18 protein-coding genes are annotated in these 20,173 nt (G+C 68.5%); 1 reads left to right on the forward strand and 17 read right to left on the reverse strand.

Going from position 1 to position 20,173, the window contains the following annotated elements:
• Positions 1-4: 4 nt before the first annotated feature.
• The 13 genes from AC3WPZ_RS02970 to AC3WPZ_RS03030 form a co-directional block, all read right to left on the reverse strand.
• On the reverse strand, positions 5-1,171 hold the full coding sequence (locus AC3WPZ_RS02970) for an ABC transporter substrate-binding protein (RefSeq protein WP_492438050.1): 1,167 nt from the start codon (positions 1,169-1,171) through the stop codon (positions 5-7).
• Between the two features lie 27 nt (positions 1,172-1,198).
• Positions 1,199-3,043 (reverse strand): AMP-dependent synthetase/ligase, encoded by a 1,845-nt coding sequence (locus tag AC3WPZ_RS02975; protein ID WP_492438052.1) that lies wholly within the window; start codon positions 3,041-3,043, stop codon positions 1,199-1,201.
• 4 nt (positions 3,044-3,047) lie between these two features.
• The gene (locus tag AC3WPZ_RS02980; RefSeq protein WP_492431870.1) at positions 3,048-3,821 is read right to left on the reverse strand and encodes an ABC transporter ATP-binding protein; all 774 of its coding nucleotides are present in this window, start codon (positions 3,819-3,821) and stop codon (positions 3,048-3,050) included.
• The gene (locus tag AC3WPZ_RS02985) at positions 3,818-4,633 is read right to left on the reverse strand and encodes an ABC transporter ATP-binding protein (protein ID WP_492431872.1); all 816 of its coding nucleotides are present in this window, start codon (positions 4,631-4,633) and stop codon (positions 3,818-3,820) included. The genes AC3WPZ_RS02980 and AC3WPZ_RS02985 overlap by 4 nt, the downstream gene beginning before the upstream one ends.
• Positions 4,630-5,706: a branched-chain amino acid ABC transporter permease gene (locus AC3WPZ_RS02990; protein ID WP_382324787.1), complete on the reverse strand. Its 1,077-nt coding sequence runs from the start codon at positions 5,704-5,706 to the stop codon at positions 4,630-4,632. Before AC3WPZ_RS02990 ends, AC3WPZ_RS02985 begins: the two co-directional genes overlap by 4 nt.
• A 10-nt stretch (positions 5,707-5,716) precedes the next feature.
• Positions 5,717-6,592 (reverse strand): branched-chain amino acid ABC transporter permease, encoded by an 876-nt coding sequence (locus AC3WPZ_RS02995; protein ID WP_492438054.1) that lies wholly within the window; start codon positions 6,590-6,592, stop codon positions 5,717-5,719.
• A 595-nt stretch (positions 6,593-7,187) separates the two neighbouring features.
• Positions 7,188-8,354: an ABC transporter substrate-binding protein gene (locus tag AC3WPZ_RS03000; protein ID WP_492438056.1), complete on the reverse strand. Its 1,167-nt coding sequence runs from the start codon at positions 8,352-8,354 to the stop codon at positions 7,188-7,190.
• Between the two features lie 36 nt (positions 8,355-8,390).
• The gene (locus AC3WPZ_RS03005) at positions 8,391-9,437 is read right to left on the reverse strand and encodes a branched-chain amino acid ABC transporter permease (protein WP_444686552.1); all 1,047 of its coding nucleotides are present in this window, start codon (positions 9,435-9,437) and stop codon (positions 8,391-8,393) included.
• Positions 9,437-10,309 (reverse strand): branched-chain amino acid ABC transporter permease, encoded by an 873-nt coding sequence (locus AC3WPZ_RS03010; protein WP_382324781.1) that lies wholly within the window; start codon positions 10,307-10,309, stop codon positions 9,437-9,439. Before AC3WPZ_RS03010 ends, AC3WPZ_RS03005 begins: the two co-directional genes overlap by 1 nt.
• Entirely contained in the window at positions 10,306-12,168 is a 1,863-nt protein-coding gene (locus tag AC3WPZ_RS03015) for an AMP-dependent synthetase/ligase (RefSeq protein ID WP_382326691.1), read from the reverse strand. Before AC3WPZ_RS03015 ends, AC3WPZ_RS03010 begins: the two co-directional genes overlap by 4 nt.
• Positions 12,161-12,940, reverse strand: a complete 780-nt coding sequence (locus tag AC3WPZ_RS03020) for an ABC transporter ATP-binding protein (RefSeq protein WP_382325598.1) — start codon at positions 12,938-12,940, stop codon at positions 12,161-12,163. Before AC3WPZ_RS03020 ends, AC3WPZ_RS03015 begins: the two co-directional genes overlap by 8 nt.
• The gene (locus AC3WPZ_RS03025; protein WP_382326693.1) at positions 12,937-13,788 is read right to left on the reverse strand and encodes an ABC transporter ATP-binding protein; all 852 of its coding nucleotides are present in this window, start codon (positions 13,786-13,788) and stop codon (positions 12,937-12,939) included. Before AC3WPZ_RS03025 ends, AC3WPZ_RS03020 begins: the two co-directional genes overlap by 4 nt.
• Positions 13,789-13,919: 131 nt before the next feature.
• Positions 13,920-15,176 (reverse strand): NAD(P)/FAD-dependent oxidoreductase, encoded by a 1,257-nt coding sequence (locus tag AC3WPZ_RS03030; RefSeq protein WP_492438059.1) that lies wholly within the window; start codon positions 15,174-15,176, stop codon positions 13,920-13,922.
• Positions 15,177-15,292: 116 nt separating this feature from the next.
• Here AC3WPZ_RS03030 and AC3WPZ_RS03035 point away from each other — a divergent pair, with 116 nt between their 5' ends.
• Positions 15,293-15,892, forward strand: a complete 600-nt coding sequence (locus AC3WPZ_RS03035; protein WP_444686548.1) for a TetR/AcrR family transcriptional regulator — start codon at positions 15,293-15,295, stop codon at positions 15,890-15,892.
• 14 nt (positions 15,893-15,906) lie between these two features.
• Here the strand turns inward: AC3WPZ_RS03035 and AC3WPZ_RS03040 are convergent, their stop codons facing one another.
• Genes AC3WPZ_RS03040 through AC3WPZ_RS03055 form a run of 4 tightly spaced genes read right to left on the reverse strand, consistent with a single transcriptional unit; the run spans position 15,907 to position 20,171 of the window.
• Positions 15,907-17,460 (reverse strand): acyl-CoA synthetase, encoded by a 1,554-nt coding sequence (locus AC3WPZ_RS03040; protein ID WP_492438061.1) that lies wholly within the window; start codon positions 17,458-17,460, stop codon positions 15,907-15,909.
• Between the two features lie 34 nt (positions 17,461-17,494).
• The gene (locus AC3WPZ_RS03045; protein WP_492438063.1) at positions 17,495-18,625 is read right to left on the reverse strand and encodes an Rv3169 family protein; all 1,131 of its coding nucleotides are present in this window, start codon (positions 18,623-18,625) and stop codon (positions 17,495-17,497) included.
• The gene (locus AC3WPZ_RS03050; RefSeq protein WP_492438065.1) at positions 18,622-19,137 is read right to left on the reverse strand and encodes a hypothetical protein; all 516 of its coding nucleotides are present in this window, start codon (positions 19,135-19,137) and stop codon (positions 18,622-18,624) included. Before AC3WPZ_RS03050 ends, AC3WPZ_RS03045 begins: the two co-directional genes overlap by 4 nt.
• Complete coding sequence (locus tag AC3WPZ_RS03055; RefSeq protein ID WP_492438067.1) at positions 19,134-20,171, reverse strand: phosphotransferase family protein; 1,038 nt, start codon at positions 20,169-20,171, stop codon at positions 19,134-19,136. The genes AC3WPZ_RS03050 and AC3WPZ_RS03055 overlap by 4 nt, the downstream gene beginning before the upstream one ends.
• Between the last annotated feature and the right edge of the window lie 2 nt (positions 20,172-20,173).

Below are 20,173 nucleotides of genomic sequence, written 5' to 3' on the forward strand. Positions count from 1 at the left end.
GCGTTCACTTCATCTGCGCGTAGTCGTACACCACCTTCCAGCGCCCGTCCTGGATCTGCGAGAGGCGCGAGGCGTCCGACGCCAGGTGCTTGGTGGGCGAGAACGACATCGGCGGGTTGCCGAACAGGTCGCCCGGGATGTTGCCCAGGCTGTCCATCGCCTTGACGAACGACTCGGTCGTGAGCGCCGGGCCGGCCTTCTGCGCCGCGCGGGCGAACAGGTCGATCATGGTGTAGCCATAGGTCGAGAAAGTCGTGGGCGCTTCGTTGAAACGCGTCTGGTATTTGTTGGCCCAGAAGCGCAGCGGCTGCGAGGCGTCGTCCAGGTAGGGGTGCTGCGCGGTGGTGGCGGCGTAGAAGCCGTCCATGCCCTTGCCGCCCAGGCGCGGGATCAGGTCGGTGTAGGCGGAGGACGTGGCGACGAAGACCGGGTTGAACTGCAGCTTGCGCGCCTCGGCGATGGTGCCCACCGATTCGCGGATCAGCGTGCCCATGACGATGAAGTCACAACCCGCGGCCTTGAGCCGCGCCACCTGCGAGGAAAAGTCGGTCGCGCCGCGCTTGAAGCTGGCTTTCTCTTCCAGCCTGGCGTTGACCTTCTGCAGGCCGGCCTCGGCCCCCTTGAGCACCTCGGCGCCGAAGTCGTCGTCCTGGTAGATGGCGCAGGCCTTCTTCGCGCCCTTCTCCCGGTACAGCTTGGGCACCACGACGGCCATCTGGTCGAAGTAGGAGGCGATCAGCGCGTACTTGTACTTGTGCAGGGGCTCGTACATGTCGCGCGAGAGCGAGAGCGGGAACAGGCTGAGCACGTGCTTGGAGAACATGATGGGCATGGCCGCGTTGGCGTGCGCGGTGCCGAAGGTGCTCACGATCGCGAACACCTTGTCCTGGTTGACCAGCTTCTGCGCGGCCAGCACGGTGCGCTTGGGGTCGTAGCCGGCGTCTTCCACCAGCAGGGTGATCTTGCGGCCGTGCACCCCGCCCTGCTCGTTGATCTCGGCCACGCGCAGCTGCATGCCGTTGCGGATGTCCTTGCCGTAGCCGGCGAGCGGCCCCGAGAGATCGGGGATGGTGGCGATGCGGATCTCGTCCTTGCTCACGCCCAGCGACTGGGCCGAGGCCGTGCCGCAGAGCGCCAGCAGCGCGGCGGCCAGGAGGGAAAACGTCTTCATGAAGCGGTCCTTTCAGGTGGGGTGGGGTCAGCGGTACATGGCCTCGATCTGCTCGGCGTACTTGGTCTGCACCAGCTTGCGCTTGAGCTTCATCGTGGGGGTGAGCTCTTCGTCCTCCGCGCCCAGGCGGGTTTCGAGCAGGAAGAACTTCTTGATCTGTTCGACGCGGGCGAACTTGGCGTTGACCTTGTCGATCTCGCCGCGGATCAGCGCCTGCACCTCGGGCGAGCGCGCCAGGCTGGCGTAGTTGCTGAAGGGCACGTCGTGGTCCTGCGCGAACTTCTCGACGTTCTCCTGTTCGATCATCACGATGGCCGTGAGGTAGGCGCGCCGGTCGCCGATGACGACGGCGTCGGTCACGTAGGGGGAGAACTTGAGCTCGTTCTCCCACTCGCTGGGCGTGATGTTCTTGCCGCCGGCGGTGATGATGATGTCCTTCATGCGGTCGGTGATGCGGAAGTAGCCGCCCTCGTCGGCCACGCCCACGTCGCCGGTGCGCAGCCAGCCGTCGGCGTCGATCGCCTCGGCGGTCTTCTCGGGCTGGTTCAGGTAGCCCATGAACACGTTGGCGCCGCGCACCAGCAACTCGCCGGTCTGCGGGTCCACGCGCACCTCGTTGCAGGGCGCGGCGCGGCCGATGCTGCCCGGGCGCATGGCCTGCGCCGGCATGATGGTGGAAATGCCGCCCGACTCGGTCTGGCCCCAGGCCTCCAGCATGGGCACGCCCAGCGCGAGGTACCAGCGGATCAGGTCGGGCGAGATCGGCGCCGCGCCGGTGATGAGGAAGCGGCAGCGGTGGATGCCGATGAAGCGCCGCACGTGGTCCAGCGAGGCCAGGCCCGCGAGCCGGTACTTCAGCCGCAGCCAGGGCCCCACCGGCCGACCCGCCAGCACGGCGGCAGAGACCTCGTGGCCGACGCCGATGCCCCAGGCGTACAGGGCCTGCTGCACCCTGCCCGCTTCCTGCACCGAGATGGTCACGGCCGAATAGAACTTCTCCCACAGCCGGGGCACGCCGCCGAACACGGTGGGCGCGATCTCGCGCACGTTCTCGGGCACGGTGTCGGGGTTCTCCACGAAGTTCATGCGCGTCCCGCTGTAGAACGAAGCGTAGAGCCCGATCACGCGCTCGGCCACGTGGCACAGCGGCAGGAAGCACATGCGCTCGTCGTTCTCGTCCTGCGGCTGGATGCCGTCGAGCCCGCGCACGGTGGCCAGCAGGCTGGCGTGCGAATGCATGGCGCCCTTGGGCCGCCCGGTGGTGCCCGAGGTGTAGATCAGGATCGCGAGGTCGCCGGGCTGGCGCGCGCCGGCCCGCTGCGCCAGGGTGTCGGACTGGGCCGCGCCGCGCCGCCGAAGTTCGTCCAGCGTGATCACACCCGGGTCGCTGAAATGCTCCAGCCCCTTGGGGTCGATGACCACGATCCAGGCCAGGCGCGGCAGGTGGGCGCGCGCCTCCAGCGCCTTGTCCAGCTGTTCCTCGTCTTCCACGAACAGCACGCTGGTGGACGAGTCTTCGCACAGGTAACGCACCTGGCCGGCCGCGTCGGTCGGGTAGATGCCGTTGGACACGCCGCCCGCGCTGAGCACGGCGAGGTCGCACCAGACCCATTCCACCCGCGTGTTGGAGAGGATGGACGCGGTGTCGCCCGGGCGCAGGCCCAGGTCCACCAGGCCCAGGGCGATCTCGCGCACGGTGTCGCCCACCTCGCGCCAGGTCCACTCGCGCCAGATGCCCAGCGTCTTCTGCCGCATGAGCACGCGATCGGCGCGGCGCGCCACGCCGGCCCAGAACATGGCGGGGATGGTCTCGCCGGGCAGCGGCTCGCGCTGGCGCGGCCGCAGGGATTCGAGGTTCCAGAGTTGTGCCATGGGGTTACCGCCAGTTCTTCTTTTTCTTCCAGCGCCGCTCGCCGCGCGCGCCGGTTTCCTTCATGCCGAGGTAGAACTCCTTGATGTCGTCCTTCTCGCGCAGGTTCTCGCAGCTGTCGTCCATCACGATGCGGCCGTTCTCCAGCACGAAGCCGTGGTCGGCCACGTTGAGGGCCATGTTGGCGTTCTGCTCCACCAGCAGGATGGTGGTGCCGCGCTCGCGGTTGATGCGCACCACGATCTCGAAGATGTCCTTGGTCAGCTTCGGGGAGAGGCCCAGGCTGGGTTCATCGAGCAGGATGAGCTTGGGGCCTGCGAGGATGGCGCGCGCGATCGCCAGCATCTGCTGCTGGCCGCCGGAAAGCAGGCCGGCGTCCTGCGCGGCGCGGTCCTTGAGGATCGGGAAGTAGCCGAACACGGTCTCCATGTCGCGCGCGATGCCGTCGCGGTCGCTGCGGGTGTAGGCGCCCATCAGCAGGTTGTCGCGCACCGAGAGCAGCGGGAACACCTCGCGCCCTTCGGGCACGTGCACCAGGCCGCGGCGCACCACGTGCGTGGGGTCGGCGGCGGTGATGTCCTCGCCCTCGAAGCGGATGCTGCCCTTGCGCGGATCGAGGATGCCGCTGATGGTCTTGAGAATGGTGGTCTTGCCCGCGCCGTTGGAGCCCAGCACGGTGACGATGCGCCCCGCGTGCACGCTCAGGCTCACGCCGCGCACCGCCTTCACCGGGCCGTAGGCGCTTTCCACGTTGTTCAGGGTGAGAACGGGTTCGCTCATGCTGACACCTCCGCCGGCCGGCGCAGCGAGGCCACGTCGTCCACGCTGCCCAGGTAGGCCTCCACCACCGCCGGGTGCGACTGCACCTCGGCCGGCGCGCCCAGCGCGATCACCTCGCCCTGGTTCATCGCGAGCACCCGGTCGGACACGCGCGAGACCAGGCCCATGTCGTGCTCGACCATCAGCACCGTGATGCCCAGGTCGCGCACGATGTCCTGGATCCAGAACGCCATGTCACCGGTCTCCTCGCTGTTCAGGCCGGACGAGGGTTCGTCGAGCAGCAGCAATTTCGGCGACATGCACAGCGCGCGCGCCAGCTCGACCACCTTGCGCACGCCGTAGGGCAGGCCCGCCACCAGCGAGTCCCGGTGGTGCTGCAGGTCCAGCATCTCGATCACTTCTTCCACCTTGGCCCGGGTCTCGCGCTCGGCCGCGCGCACGCCGGGGCCGAACAGCGCTTCGCGCCAGACCGAGGTGCGGCGGCGGATGTGGCGGCCGATCAGCAGGTTCTGCAGCACCGTGGCGTGCTCGAACAGCTCGATGTTCTGGAAGGTGCGCGCGATGCCCAGCAAGGCCACCTCGTGCGGCGGCACCGCATTCAGCGCCTGGCCGTCGAAGGCCAGCGTGCCCGAGGTGGGGGTGTAGATGCGGCTGATCAGGTTGAACACCGTGGTCTTGCCGGCACCGTTGGGGCCGATCAGCGTGAAGACCTCGCCGCGCTTCACATCGAAGCTCACGTTGTTCACCGCCAGCACGCCGCCGAAGCGCACGCTCAGATTGCGGGCCGACAGCAGGAACTCGTTGTCGCTCATTTCAGCCGCTCCGATTTCTGGAAGCTCTTCTGGCGCTTGAACATGCCGCGCCGGTAGAACGGATACAGCTCCAGCCAGGTGCGGATCTTCAGCCAGCGGCCGTGGATGCCCATGGGCTCGAACATCACGAAGGCGATCAGCACCAGGCCGTAGACCACGGCCTGCAGGCCGGTGGCCTGGCCGATGGCGGGCGGCAGCAGGTCCTTGAACAGCGCGATCACCTGCGGCGCGCCGATCAGGAAGATGGCGCCGAAGAAGGCCCCGTGCATCGAACCCAGGCCGCCGATGACCACCATGAGCAGCAGGTCGATGGACTGCACGAGGTTGAACTGGTCGGGCGAGATGAAGGTCATCTTGTGCGCGTACAGCGCGCCGCCCAGGCCGGCGAGCGCGGCCGAGATGGCGAAGGAGAGCGACTTGTAGCGCGCCAGGTGGATGCCCATGCTCTGCGCCGAGACCTCGGAGTCGCGGATGGCGACGAAGGCGCGGCCGGTGGGCGCGCGCAGCAGGTTGAGCACGGCCAGCGTGCTGAGCACCATGCAGACCAGACAGACGAAGTAGAAGGCGCGGTCCGAGTCGAAAGTCCAGCCGAACAGGGCCATGGGCTTGACGCTCTGGCCCGCGCTGCCGCCGGTGACCGACTCCCAGCGCGCCAGCACCTCTTCGACGATGAAGCCGAAGGACAGCGTGGCGATGCCGAGGTACATGCCTTTGACGCGCAGCGCCGGCAGGCCGACGATCACGCCCACCGCCGCCGACAGGCCCATGGCGCAGGCCAGCGAGACCGGGAAGGGCCAGCCGCGCGCGGCCAGCCAGGCTTCGGTGTAGGCCCCCACGCCCATGAAGGCGGCGTGGCCGATGGAGAACTGCCCGGTGAAGCCGGCCAGCAGCATGAGGCCGACGGCGACGATGGCGTAGATGAAGACGAAGGTGAGCTGCGCGAGCCAGTAGTCGGGCAGCAGCCAGGGCGCGGCCAGCAGGGCCACGAACAGCAGGCCGTACCAGAAGCGCTGGCCTTCGTGGCGAACCAGGTCGATGTCCTGGTTGTAGGAGGTCTTGAAGATGAAACGCATGGGGCCGGCCTCAGACTTTTTTTCTGGCGCGTTCGCCGAACAGGCCGGTGGGGCGCACGGCGAGCATGATCAGCACGACCACGTAGGGCATCACGTCCTTGAAGCCTTCGGGCAGGAAGAAGCCCGAGAGCGCTTCCACCACGCCGATGACGAGGCCGCCGACGATGGCGCCGGGCAGGCTGCTGAAGCCGCCGATGATGGCGGCGGGAAAGGCTTTCAGTCCGATGAAGCCCATGTTGACGTGCACGAAGGTGATGGGCGCGAGCAGGATGCCGGCGACGGTGGCGACGGCGGCGGCGAGGGCCCAGACGAGGCCGTTGAGTTTCTGCACCGGAATGCCCATGTAGTAGGCGGCGAGCTGGTTCTGCGAGGAGGCCTGCATGGCGATGCCGACGCGGGTGAAGCGGAACAGGAGCCAGAGGCCGGCGCAGAGGGCGGCGGTGGCGGCGATGATGAGGATCTGTTCGCCGGCGAGCACGAGGCCGGCGAGTTCGACGGCTTCGCCTTTGTAGGGGGCGGCTAGGGTGTGGGTGTCGGTGCCGATGCCGGGGATCATGGTGACGCCGCCGCGGGCGACGTAGCCGACGCCGATGGTGAGCATGACGATGGAGAAGGCGGGTTGGCCGAGCACGGGGCGGATGACGGCGCGTTCGAGGCCTAGGCCGACGAGGGCCATCGCGCTCACTGCTGTTATGGCGGCGAGCCAGAAGGGCATGCCGAGGGGGCCCATGCACGCGAGGCAGATGAAGGCGCCGAGCATCATGAGTTCGCCTTGGGCGAAGTTGACGGTTTCGGTGGCTTTGTAGATGAGGACGAAGCCGAGGGCGATGAGGCCGTAGACGCAGCCTAGCGCGATGCCTGCCACGAGGATTTGAAGGATGAGCAACTGGGTCTCCGTCGGCGGCCCTGCTGTGCTTTTTTTGTCTTTGCACGCGGGCATCGTTGTGGGCCCGCTCTTGTGCTGTGCGGGAGTTGCAGGGATCGTAGGAAACGCAGGGCTTCGGAATATCGTCCTATCCGACGAATCCGTTTTTTGGTGCTCGGTGGTTGCTGGGTTGGACCTCGCGCTGACGGCTGGCGTGGTCCGCGTTCTCCGGCGCTGCTCGCGGGCGTCTGCACGGGTCCGCCTTCACCTCTTCGTCAACACCACCCCCTCACTCACCCTCCGTGGCAACCGCGAATGGGCGCCTGCGCCCGCGAACCCCACCATCCGTCGAGAGGGAAGGAATGGCATGCCATTCAAATGAAACTTGAATTCAACCACTTGAATTGCCCTGCGCCACCACCATGCCACTGGGTCGATGGTGCGGGTGGCCGGGCGCAGGCGCCCATTCGCGGTTGCCACAGAGTGGGCGCGCCCGCCCCGTGTTGACGCGGGGGTATGAGCGCGCCCGGGCAGCCGCCCGCGAGCAGCGCCGGAGAACGGTCACCCGCACCAGCGGCCCCGAGCAAACCCAGGCGAGCAACCCAGGCGAGAAAAATTACTCGACAGCCTTGTAGGTAGAAGCCGCCGGATCAGCCTTCAGCAGAAAGAGCTTGGGCGCCGCCAGGTGGTTGGTGGCAGTGAAACCGATGGGCGTCATCGCCCCGGTATCCAGGTTGTTCACCTTCGCCAACTCGGCATTCGTGCAATCCCAGGTCAGCGCCTTGCCACAACGCCCCATCGCATCGAACAAAGCCCGCGTGGCCGAATAGCCGGTGTAGGTGTAGCGATTCACCCGCCCCATCTCCTCCGGGCTCAGGTGCTTGCTGATCCTGTCGGTGAAGGCCTTGCCCTGCGGCGAACTCTCCAGGTACACATAGTCCACCGTGTACACATTTTCCGCCGCGGCACCCATCAACTTCGCACTCGCCGGCACACGCGACACATACGTCACCCCCACCGGAATCTTGTGGTTGATGCGCTCCAGCTCCTTCACCATGGTCACGTTCTCGCCCAGCACACCACCGGCCAGCAGGATCTCGGCACCGGACTGCTTGACCTTCAGGATCTCCGACGAAAAATCGGTCTGGCCCTTCTTGTAGATCTGGGTCGACACCACCTGCAGCTTCTTCGCCTTGGTCGCGCGCTCGAAACCGTCGCGCACGTTCTCGCCGTAATCGTCGTCCTGCGAGATCAGGGCCCACTTCTTGCCCGGGTACCGGTCGGCCATGCGCGCGGCCAGCTCTTCCACCGCGTTGGACATGTCGTAACCGACGGCGAACACGTTCTTGATCGTCGGCTTGTACAGGCCTTCGTAGGTGGTGATGGGCGCCATCGCCGGCAGGCCGGCCTGCTGGATCAGCGGCATCGCGGCCTGGGCCTGCGCCGTGCCGGAGACCGAGGTCAGCGCGAACACCTTGTCGCTGTTGATCAGCTTGCGCACGCCCTGGATGGTGCGCGAAGGCACGTAGCCGTCGTCCTCGGAGATCAGGCGCAGCTTGCGGCCGTGGATGCCGCCGGCGGCGTTGGCTTCGGCGATCGCCGCCTTCACGCCCAGGTTGTGGGCCACACCCAGCAGCGCGGGCGGGCCGGTCAGGGGCAGGATGTCGCCGAGCACGATCTCGGTGTCGGTCACTCCCTGCTGCTGGGCCTGGGCGGTGGCGCAGGCGCCAGCGGTGAGCAGCGCGAGCGCCGCGAGTTGGGTGAGGCTGTGCTTTTTCATCATGGTGTTGTCTCCGGTGGTTGGGGTGAGAGGGTCAGGTCAGTAACGCAAGGGCCAGAACACCCAGGTGTGGCGGATGTCGTGCCAGATGCCGCGCAGGCCGCGTGGGTCGAAGCGCAGAAAACCGATGATGGCCAGGCCGTAGAGCACGCTCTTGACCTCGTGCGCGCTGGTGGTCATCACGTCCTGCAGGCGCCCGCCCAGCAGTTGCACCAGCGAGCTGAAGACCTCGGGCAGCGTCACGATGAAGACCGTGCCCAGCACCGCGCCGAGCACCGAGCCCAGGCCGCCGACGATGATGATGGCCAGCGCCTCGATGGACAGCAGGAAAGGAAACGCTTCGACGCTGACGATGCTCAGGTACATGCCCATGATGGCGCCGGCCACGCCGGTGAGCGCGGCACTGATCAGGAAGGCCAGCAGCTTGTAGCGCACCAGGTTGATGCCCATGGTGCGCGCGGCGATGTCGTTGTCGCGCAGCGCCACCAGCGCCCGGCCCAGCACCGAGCGGCGCAGGTTGAGCGTGACCAGCACGGCCAGCGTGCACATGAAGAGGCAGAACCAGTAGAAGGCGCGGTCGCTGGAGAGGTCGAAGCCGAACATCGTCGGCCGCATCACCATGATGCCCCGCCCTGCCCCGGTGAACTTGCCGCCGGCCAGGATGGCGGTGGCCACGATGTGGCTGAAGGCCAGCGTGGTGATGGCCAGGTACAGGCCGTGCAGGCGCAGCGAAGGCAGACCCACCAGCAACCCGAAGAAGGCCGGCACCACCGCCGCCGCCAGCAGCGCCAGCTCGGGCGGCAGGCCCAGGCGCGTGACGCCGATGGCGTACGAGTACGCCCCCAGCATCAGAAAGCCCACGTGGCCGAGCGAGATCAGGCCCGCGAACCCGGTGAGCACCGTCAGGCCCAGCACCCCGATCAGGGTGAACAGGATGATGGTCACGTGCGAGAGCGCGAAGTTGCCCAGCAGGAAGGGCGCCGCGATCAGCGCCACCATCAGGACCGCGACCCAGGCTTTCACCGCGGGCGAGTCCGTGAGGACGACCAGCCCGCTGTAGTGCTCCTTGAAATATCCGCTGCGCATCAGACTCTCTCGATTCGTTTTTCGCCAAACAGCCCGAAGGGCCGCACCATGAGCACCACGAGGATCAGCATGAAGCCCGCGATTTCCTTGAGGGAACTCGACAGGTAGCCACCCGTCATGTTCTCGAGCACGCCGATGATCAGACCGCTCACGCCCGAGCCCAGCACCGAGTCGAAGCCGCCCAGCACCGTGGCCGGGAAGGCCTTGAGGCCGAGCTCGTAGATCGTGGGCGTGAGGCCGTAGATCACCGCGAACAGCGCGCCGGCCAGGCCCGCCAGCGCCGATGCCGAAGCCCAGGCCACGGCCTGCACGCGCGCGGTGGACACGCCCATGAGGCGCGCCGTCTTCTCGTCGGCGGCCACGGCGCGCATCGCCACGCCGAAGCGGCTGTGGCCCAGGAAGTACCAGAAGCCCGCCACCGCCAGCACCAGGGCACCGAGCACGCCGAGCTGGCTCACGCGCAGGCCGATGCCGCCCAGGCTCACGAGGTCGTCCGCGCCCGCCACCTCGAACTTGTGCGGCGAGGCGCCCCAGACGATGGTGACGATGGAGCGCAGCACCACCGCCAGACCGACCGTGACCAGCACCACCGAGAGCACCGGCTCGCCCAGCATGGGCCGCATGATCAGGCGCTCGCACAGCAGGCCCAGCACCGCGCCGACCACGATGGCCAGCGCCACCGTGGCCAGGCTGCCGGTGCCCAGCATGGTCGCGAGCGACCAGGTGGTGTAGGCGCTGAGCATGCCCATCTCGCCCTGGGCGAAGTTGACGATGCCGGTGGCCTTGTAGATCACGGCGAAGCCCATGGCCACCAGGCCGTAGATCGCGCCGACCGCGAGGCCGGAGACCAGCAGTTCAATGAAGTAGTTCATGGCGCGCTCCCATAGATGATCTCGAGCTCGCGAGCGAACTTCTTGTTGATGAGGCCCCGGCGCACCTTCTGCGTCGCGGTGAGCTCGCCGTCGTCGTGGTCGAGCTCCTTTTCGAGCAGCACGAACCTGCGCACGTTCTCCACGCGGGCGAAGCGCGAGTTGACCTCGTCGATCACGCCCTGCACCAGCTCGATGACTTCGGGCAGCAGGGTGAGCGACTTGTAGGTCGTGTACTGCAGGTCGCGCTCGGCGGCCCAGCGGCCCACGGTGTCGAAGTCGATCTGCAGCAGGCCGCCGAGGAACTTCTTGCCCTCCCCCACCACGATGGCTTCGCGCACGTAAGGGCTGTCCTTGATCGCGTTCTCGATCTCCGAAGGCGCGATGTTCTTGCCGCCACTGGTGATGATGATGGCCTTCTTGCGGTCCACCACCGCGATCTCGCCCTCGCCGTGTTGCTCCACGATGTCGCCGGTGGCGATCCAGCCGTCGGCCGAGAGGATGTCGGCCGTGCCCTTGTCGTCGAACAGGTAGCCCTTGAACACGCCGGGCGAGCGCACGAAGACTTCCTTGTCGTCACCCAGCCGCCACTCCACGCCTTCCATGGCCGGGCCGCAGCTGCCCCGGATGAAGGGCCGCCCCGGCACTTGCACGAAGGCCAGGCCGCCGGCCTCGGTGAGGCCGTAGCCCTGCCCCACCGGCAGGCCGATGATGTCGAAGAACTTCAGCGTCTCGGGCGAGACCGAGGCGCCGCCGCACATGCGGGTGTGCGTGCGGTTCAGGCCCATGTGGCGCTGCATGTTGCGGAACAGCAGCAGGTACCAGAAGCCGAACTCGAGCCGGTCGCCCAGGCCCTGGAGGTGGCCGTGTTCGGCGCGCCGGTCCGACAGCGCGCGCCCGCGCTTCATGCCCACCCGGTAGAGCCAGCGCTGCGCGCGCCCGCTGTCCTTCATGCGGAATTCGAAGCCCTGCTGCAGCTTTTCCCAGATGCGCGGCACGCCCAGGAAGAAGGTCGGGCCGATCTCGCGGATGTTGGTGGCCACGGTGTCGACCGACTCCGCGAAGTTGATGCAGCCGCCCGAGATCAGGTGCTGCACCGTGGAGTAGGTGCGCTCGGCCACGTGGCACAGCGGCAGGTAGCAGACCGACTCGAAGGGCTTGTCCGCCATCTGGCGCGCCACCATGTAGGCGTAGGCGCCGTAGACGAAGTTGCGGTGCGTGAGCATCGCGCCCTTGGGCGGGCCGGTGGTGCCGGAGGTGTAGACCAGGATGTTGACGTCGTCGGGCACCAGGGCGTCGATCTGCCCGTCCAGCCGCTGCTCGGCCAGCGGGTCTTCGGCCACCAGCTGATCGCCGAGTTCGAGCAGGTGCGTGAACGCGTGCGGGCGGCCGGGCTCGTAGCGGCGCAGGCCCTTCATGTCGACGCAGAAGATGTGCCGCAGGTGCGGCAGGCCGGGGCCTTCGCGCATCGCGTCGAGCACCTTGTCGGTCTGCTCCTGGTCGCCCGTCACCGCCAGCTTGGCCTGGCAGTGGCCGGCGATGTACTGCACCTCGGCCCAGGGGTTGGTGGGGTAGATGCCGACCACCTGCACGCCGATCATCTGCGCGCCCAGGTCGGCGTAGAACCACTCGGGCACGTCCTCGGCCGCGATGATGATGCGGTCGCCGCGCTGCAGGCCGAGCTTGGTGAGGCCGTGCGCGACGCGGCGCGCGGCCTGGTAGTACTCGAGCCAGGTGCGGCCCTGCCAGATGCCGTGGATCTTCTCGCGCAGCGCCACCTGGGCGCCGCGCTCCTGCGCGCGCTGGCGCAGCAGGCCGGGCAGCGTGGTCTCGCCGCGAATGAGCTGGTTGTGGTCAAGCATGTGCCGCCTCCCCGCCCAGGTAGGCCTGCAGCACCGCCGGGTTCGCAGCCACCTCGGCCGGTGTGCCTTCGGCGATCAGCATGCCGAAGTCCAGCACGTAGACGCGGTCCGACAGGTCCATCACCACCTGCATGTCGTGTTCGATCATCAGCACCGCCACCCCGAATTCGTCCCGGATGTCGAGCGTGAAACGCGCGATGTCCTCTTTCTCCTCGCGGTTCATGCCCGCGACGATCTCGTCGAGCAGCAGCAGGCTGGGCTCGCAGGCCAGCGCCCGCCCGAGCTCCACGCGCTTCTGCTGGCCGTAGGCCAGTTGCGAGACCGGCTTGTCGCGCAGTTCCTCGATCTCCAGGAACTCGATGATTTCCTCGACCTTGCGCCGCGCCGCGATTTCCTCGCGGCGGGGCCGGCCCCAGAACATCAGCGACTCCAGCACCGTGTAGTTGAAGTGCACATGGCGGCCGGTGAGCAGGTTCTCCACCACCGTGCCGTGCTTGAACAGCGCCAGGTTCTGGAAGGTGCGGCCGATGCCGGCGCGCGCGTAGTCGGACGAGCGCAGGCGCGCCGTGTCCTGGCCCTGGAAGAACACCTGGCCGGCGCTGAGGTCGAGCACGCCGCTGATCAGGTTGAAGGTGGTGGTCTTGCCCGCGCCGTTGGGGCCGATCAGGCTGACGATCTCGCCCGGCATCACGCGCAGGCTCACGTTGTTGACCGCGGTGACACCGCCGAATTTTTTTGTCGCGCCGCGCACGTCGAGAATGGGATCGCTCATGACAGCCACCTCTTGCGGCGCTTGTAGTGTTTGACATCGCGCATGCTGGTGCGGCCCTGGGCCGCGCTCAGACCGAGGTAGAACTCGCGCACGTCGGCGTTGCGGCGCAGGGCCTCGCTGGTGCCGTCGAGCACCACGCGGCCGTTTTCCATGATGTAGGCGTAGTCGGCGATCGCCAGCGCGCGCGTGGCGTTCTGCTCCACCAGCAGGATGGTCAGGCCGTTCTGGTCGCGCAGGGTTTCGATGGCCGAGAAGATCTCGGAGACGATCAGCGGCGCCAGGCCCAGCGAGGGCTCGTCGAGCGCGAGCACCTTGGGCCGGCTCATGAGCGCGCGGCCGATCGCCACCATCTGCTGCTCGCCACCCGAGAGGTAGCCCGCGATCACACCGCGTTTTTCCAGCAGGCGCGGGAACAGGCGGAACACGTTCTCGCGCTCCTCGTCCAGCACCTGGCGGCTCTGCAGGTGCGCGCCGACCAGCAGGTTTTCTTCCACGGTGAGCGTGGCGAACAGGCGCCGGCCTTCGGGCACCTGCACCAGGCCCCGGCGCACGATCTCGGGCGCGGCGGCTTTTTCGATGTGCTGGCCGAAGAGCTGGATCGAGCCCTTCTCGATCTCGCCGTCCTCGGCATCGAGCACGGCCGAGATGGCCTTGAGCACGGTCGACTTGCCCGCGCCGTTGGAACCGAGCAGCGCCACGATCTGGCCGGCCTGCACTTCCAGCGAGACGTCGCGCACCGCCTCGATGGCGCCGCCATAGACGATCTGGATGTTGTGAACCGCCAGCACGGAGGCCTGGGCGGGCGCCGTCCCCGGGGGCGGGGCGGCGGCGGTGGATGGAAGCGACATGGGGCTGTGTGTGTCTCGAGGTCGTTGCGGTATCGGCGAAGGCGGTCGGGATTTGATAATTAGTCCGTCGCGTCGGTCTTTGATTGGGGCGATTATGGGGTGGTGACCTGTCGCGCGCCCTAGGACAAACCCTAGGCCGGCGCGGCGGTCGCCAGCAGCTCTTTCAGGGGAATGCCGGTGTCGGCCAGGGCCAGGGGATCGGCCTGCACGCCGGCCGCCACGGCCTTCTTGGCGAGCATGAAATCGGCCGGCCGGTTGACGGCGTCGACCGCGATCAGGCGGCCCTCGCGCAGGTAGAAAGCGCAGAAGCTGCGGTCCACGAAGGAGCCGCGCACCACGCACTGGTCGTGCCCGTCGGCCAGGCCGGTCATCTGCAGCTTCAGGTCGTACTGGTCGGACCAGAACCACGGCACCGCGTGGTTGGGCCGGGGCTTGCCGCACAGCCAGCCGGCGGCCGAGCGCGCCTGCTCCAGCGCGTTGGGCACCGACTCCAGGCGCACGCGCCGGCCGTAGAGCGCGCTGTCGTGCACCGTGCAGTCGCCGGCCGCGACGATGTGAGGATCGGAGGTGACCGAGTGCGCGTCCACCACGATGCCTCCCTCCACGCGCAGGCCCGCCGCTTCGGCCAATGCCGTGTCGGCCAACATGCCAATGCCCACGATCACCACGTCGGCCGGCAGGCGTTCGCCGTCGCCGCAGAGCACGGCGCTCACCGCGCCGGTGGCATCGCGCTCGATCGCGCGCACCGAGGCATTGGTGCGCAGGTCCACGCCGGCCTCGCGGTGCACCGATTCGTAGAAGCTGGAGAGCGTGGCGCCGGTCACCCGCGCGAGCACGCGCGGCTGCGATTCGAGCACCGTCACGCCCGCGCCGAGCTTGCGCGCCGAGGCCGCGACCTCCAGGCCCACATAACCCGCGCCGATGATGACCACGCGCGCGCCTTCGCGCACCGCCCCGGCGATCGCCAGCGCATCGGCCTGCGTGCGCAGGCTGAACAGGTTGGGCGGCGGCGCGCCCTCCAGGCCCGGCACCTCGAGCGCGCGCGCCCGGCCGCCGGTGCACAGCGCGAGCCTGCTGTAGGCCAGCGCGCTGCCGTCGGCCAGCAGCACCTGGTGCGCGGCGCGGTGAATGGCGCGCACCTTCGTGCCCAGCCGCAGCGTGATGGCCGCGGTGTCGAAGGCCGTGGCCTGGCGCAGCGCGAGCGAGGCCGCGTCGGCCGTGCCGCAGAGAAAGGCCTTGGAGAGCGGCGGCCGGTGGTACGGCAGGTGCGGCTCTTCGCCCAGCAGCACGATGGGGCCGGCCCAGCCCTGCTGGCGCGCGGCGAAGGCCAGTTCCACACCGGCGTGGCCCGCGCCGATGACGATCAATGTCTCTTCTGTGTGATCCATGCTTTCCCTATGGTGTGCCTGGGGCATTGGGCTTATAGTCCGTCTCGTCGGTCTAAATATAAAAGGGAACAGAGGAACATGCAACAGGTCACCACCCGGCCCAGGGGGCATTCCAGATGACGCGCGTGCGGGCCAACGACTACGAGCTCAAGAAGCAGGTCATCCTGGACAGCGCGGTCGCGCTGATCGCGCAGAAAGGCTTCGACCACGCGACCATGAGCGACGTGGCCGCCGCGTGCGGCGCCTCGAAATCGCACCTGTACCACTACTTCGCGAGCAAGGAAGACCTGCTCTACGCGATCGTGAAGGAGCACATCACCGGGCAGGTGGCCGAGCTCTCGGCCATCGCGCGCGAGCCGCGCCCGGCGGCGGAGCGCTTCCAGCGCTTCGTGGCCTCGTTCGTGCAGGAAGGGGCGAAGTCGCGCCACCACCACCTGGTGCTGATGAACGACATCAAGTTCCTGCCGCCGGTGCAGCGCGAGGACGTGCGCAAGCTGGAGCAGGAACTGATGCAGCTCATGGTGGGCCTGCTGCGCGAGATCAACCCCGCCCGCATGGCGCGCGCCGAGGTGAACTCGCCCTACGCCCTGCTGCTGTTCGGCATGGTGATCTGGACCTTCACCTGGTACGAGCGCGACGGCCCGATCACGCCCGCCGAGCTGGCCGAGCGCATCTCGGCCCTGTTCCTCGACGGCTTTCGCGGCGGCGGCGGCTGAGGCCGCCCGCTCACTCAGTTCACCGACTTGCTCTTGCCGCGCCAGAACGGCTCGCGCAGCACGTTCTTCATGATCTTGCCCGCGCCCGAGAGCGGCAGCGCGTCGCTGAAGTCCACCGAGCGCGGCACCTTGTAGCCCGCGATCAGGGTGCGGCAGTGGTCGATGATCTCCTTCGCGCTGGCGCTCTGCCCGTCCTTGAGCACCACCACCGCGTGCACCGACTCGCCCCACTCCGCGTTGGGGATGCCGATCACGGCGCAGTCGCGCACCGCGGGGTGCGCGTGCACCGCGTTCTCGACCTCGCGCGAGTAGATGTTCTCGCCGCCGCTGATGATCATGTCCTTCACGCGGTCGACGATGTAGACGAAACCGTCCTCGTCCATGTAGGCCGCGTCGCCGGTGTGCAGCCAGCCCTCGCGCAGCGCGGCGGCGGTGGCCTCGGGCTTGCGCCAGTAGCCGATCATGACCTGCGCGCCACGCACCGCGATCTCGCCGTGCGTGCCGCGCGGCACTTCGTGGCCCGCCTCGTCCACGATGCGCACGTCCACGCCATAGGCGGCGCGGCCGGCGGCCAGGCGCTTGCTGGGCATGCCGGGCTGGTCGAAGTGGTAGCGCCAGGGCAGGCTCACGGTGAGCGCGGCCGACTCCGTCATGCCATAGCCCTGGATGAACTCCCACGTGGGCAGCTTCTCCATGGCGGCGGCCAGCACCGGCACCGGCATGGGCGAGGCGCCGTACTCGCAGTAGCGCACGCTGGTGAGGTCGTAGCGGGCGAAGTCCGGGTGGTTGATCATCATGTTCACCATGGTCGGCACGAACAGGCAGTAGTTCACCTGGTGCGTCTGGATGGCCTCGAAGGCCAGCACGGCGTCGAACTTGGGCAGGCACACGTGGGTGCCGCCGGCCAGCGTGAGCGCGATGGCCGGCGAGCAGCCGGCCAGGTGGAACAGGCCTGCCGAGTGCATGTAGACCGTTTCCTCGCTGAAGTGCAGCGTGGCGATCCAGTTCACCGAGGCCGAGATGAAGTTCTTGTGCGAGAGCATCACGCCCTTGGGGTGGCCGGTGGTGCCGCCGGTGTAGTAGATGCCGCAGAGCTCGTCGTCCTTGCCGCATTCGTCGGCCATGGGCGGCGTGGTGGCGATCAGGGCTTCGTAGCCCTGCATGCCCTCGGGCGTGGCGCCCTCCCCCGCGTGGATCACGTGCGCCATCGCGTGGCCCGCGAGCAGCTGCGGCACCTGGGCCACGAAGGCGTCGTCCACGATCAAGGCCTGGCACTGCGCGTCGCCCAGGGTATAGATGTTCTCGGGCACGGCCCAGCGCGTGTTCAGCGGCACCAGCACCACGTTGGCCCAGGCGGCGGCGAAGAAGATCTCGATGTAGTTGTCGCTGTTGAGCGCGAGGATGCCGAGCCGGTCGCCGGGCCGCAGGCCCAGGGCGCGGAACGCGGCGGCGGCGCGCGGCACGCGCTCGCCCACCTGGGCCCAGCTGCGTTGGCGGCCCGCGAAAATCGTGGCGGTGTGGTGGCGCCGGGTCTGCACGGCGCGTGCCAGGGCCTGGGTCATCTGCATGGTGGATCGGTCTCCTGCGTGTTCTTGGGCGGCTTCAGAGCGCGGGGTGCTGCTGCGGCCCGGGGTAGCGAGCATAGCCTTGCGCCACGCCGTATTCGCTGATGCCGATGCCGGTGCGGCCCTCGCAGGTGGCGCGCACCACGTGGTCGCCCAGGGTGCGGGCGGCCGCGCGCGTGGCCGGGTCGTCGAGGTCCCACACGTCGTGCTCGGCGTGGTAGTCGCCCTTGGGGTCGCCGTGGTTCCAGCCCTGGAAGCCGCCGTACAGGCCGCCCTTCAGGTAGAAGCGGGCTTCCAGCCCTTCCATGCGCACGGTGCGCGGCGGGCCTTCGGCGAACTGCAAGGTGAAGGTGCCGGCTGAGATGGTCTGTCCCAGCGGGTCGTCGGCCCATTCGAGTTCGTGCATGACGCTGATGGCCTCGCGGTGCGCCATGCGGCCGTCGGCCCCGCGCACGAATTCGGTGGCCGAGAGGTAGTGCGGCTTGCCCGGCTCGCGCTCCTTCAGGAAGATGGAAAAACCCAGGTCCTCGAACTGGAACATGGACCAGGTCCAGAAGAAGCCGCTGTGCTGCTGCACCGGGGGCGCGGCCTCGTCGGTGCGCATCTCGGAGCGGATGCCCCAGGAATGGTCGCGCTGGCCCCACCAAGTCTGCGGCGTCACCTCGTGGCGTTGCCCACCGAGGGCGAACCAGCCGCGCCAGCGGCCGAACTGCGAGATGCGCACCATGTCCTCTTCCACCACGCCTTTGCGCTCGCGGAAGTTCTGTTTCTCCTGCGCGGCGGGAAAGCTGGCCTCGAAGTCCAGCGCGAAGCGGAAGCCCGAGGCGTTGTCGGTGAGCGTGAGGCGGTGCCGCTTCATGCCCTCCACCACCTCGAAACGCAGCGGCCCCGCGCCGGCCTCGAGCGGCGTGGCGCCCAGCGCGCGCGAGGCGCGGAAGTTGTGCTGCCGGCGGCCCACGGTGATGCCGGCGAACACGTCCATCACGCCCTTGTTGGGGTAGTAGCCCATGCCGATGTCAAGGATCATGGGCACGCCGTCCACCGTGCCGGTGACGGGGTGCAGCGTGTACCAGTAGCGCTCGGTGAAGCGGGGGTCGCCTTGGCCGGCGCGTTGCGCGAAGGGCGCGGGGGCCTGGTGGCCGATCAGGTCGTCCTGGGCAGACATCATTTGAAAACTCCTTGGGCGTCGGCCGCTGGGCTCGGCGCGGTCATCGATGAAAAGTCGGCGCTCGGCACCAGGCGGCGCTGGGCCTTGAGCGTGAGGCGAAGCGCCGTGCGAAGCTGGTCGTGCAGTTCGCCCGCCAGGGGCGCGGGCAGCTGGTCCGGCGGCGAGAACAGCCAGTCGGTGAAGCGGGCGAAGCGCCGCTCGGCGTCCGCCAAGGCGGCCTGCAATGCGGCCTGGGTTTCGGGCCGGGCGGTGGACGCGGGCGCGAGGCCGGGCGGCGCGGTCTGCCCCGCCGCGGCCAGGCGGGCCGCCACCCGCGCCAGGCAGACGTCGAGCAGTTCGAGCTGTTCGCGCGTCACGTCCGGCGACCAGACCACCATGCGCTCCACCTTGCCCAGCACGTCCAGCACGCCGGCCAGCTGCGAGCGCGCGTGGTCGCTCTGCAGTTCCGGCGCGATCTCGTCGCGCAGCGCGCGGCAGATGCTGCCCATCAGGGCTTCGAGTGATTGGTTCATGCGGCCTCCGCGATCAGCTTGTTGAGTTCCATCAGCGTGGAGGTGAGCTGGAAGCCCATCGCGGCCATGCGCACGTCGCGCGAGCGGCCGGTCTGCACGCGGATCATGGCGCCCATCAGCATCGCGGCCATCTTGAACTGCACCATCACCTCGTAGTAGCGCACCACCTCGGGCCGCACGCGCAGGCCGGTCTTCGCCTGCCAGCGCTGGTAGAAGACCTCGCGCTCGATCAGCCCGCCGATGCGCGAGGTGCCGGCGGCGAAGGTGCGCAGCCCGGCCCAGGCCAGGTCGGCGTGCGGGTCGCCCAGGTGCACCAGCTCCCAGTCGAGGATGGCGGTGATGCGGCCGTCCTGCTGCAGGAAGTTGCCCACCCGGTAGTCGCCGTGCACGATGGTGATGCGCTCGGCCTCGGGCGCGTGCGCCTCCAGCCAGCGCATGGCGTAGTGCATCTGCGGCGGCGTGGGACCGGTCCCCAGCTGGGCATGCCGCGTCCAGTAGCGCGTCTCGTGCAGCGCGGTGGTCCGCGGCGTGATGGGACCCTCCTGCGCCCAGGCGGCCAGCGGGGTGGTGGTCCAGTCGAAGGCGTGGATGGCGCCGAGCGCGTCGGCGAAGTCGTGGCCGAGCGACTGGTTGGCCGCCTCGCCGCGTTCGTCCGCGTCGCGCCAGGGCGTGGGCGTGTCGCCGGCCACGCGCTGCGTGATGACGAAAGGTGCGCCGAGGATGGCCGGGTCGTCGCTGTGCTCGTAGGCCTGGGGAATGGGCAGGCCGGGCACGCTGGCCAGCGCGGCCAGCGCCTCGTACTCGGGCCGCGAGCTGTAGGGCGAGAACAGGCCGCCCGGGTCGCCCACGCGCAGGATGAGGTCCAGCGGCGCCTCACCCGGTGACTCGGCGGTGAAGCCCAGGGTCACCCAGGACATGCCGGCCGGAAAGCGGCTCAGCCCGCTCACCTGGACCGGCTTGCGCCAGCGTTGGGACAGCCACGATTGAAGGCGCGCCGGCAGTTCGGGCGCCGCGGGGTCGAAGACAGGGTTCACGG

The organism is Hydrogenophaga sp. FW305-3-2-15-A-LB1 (assembly GCF_058787875.1).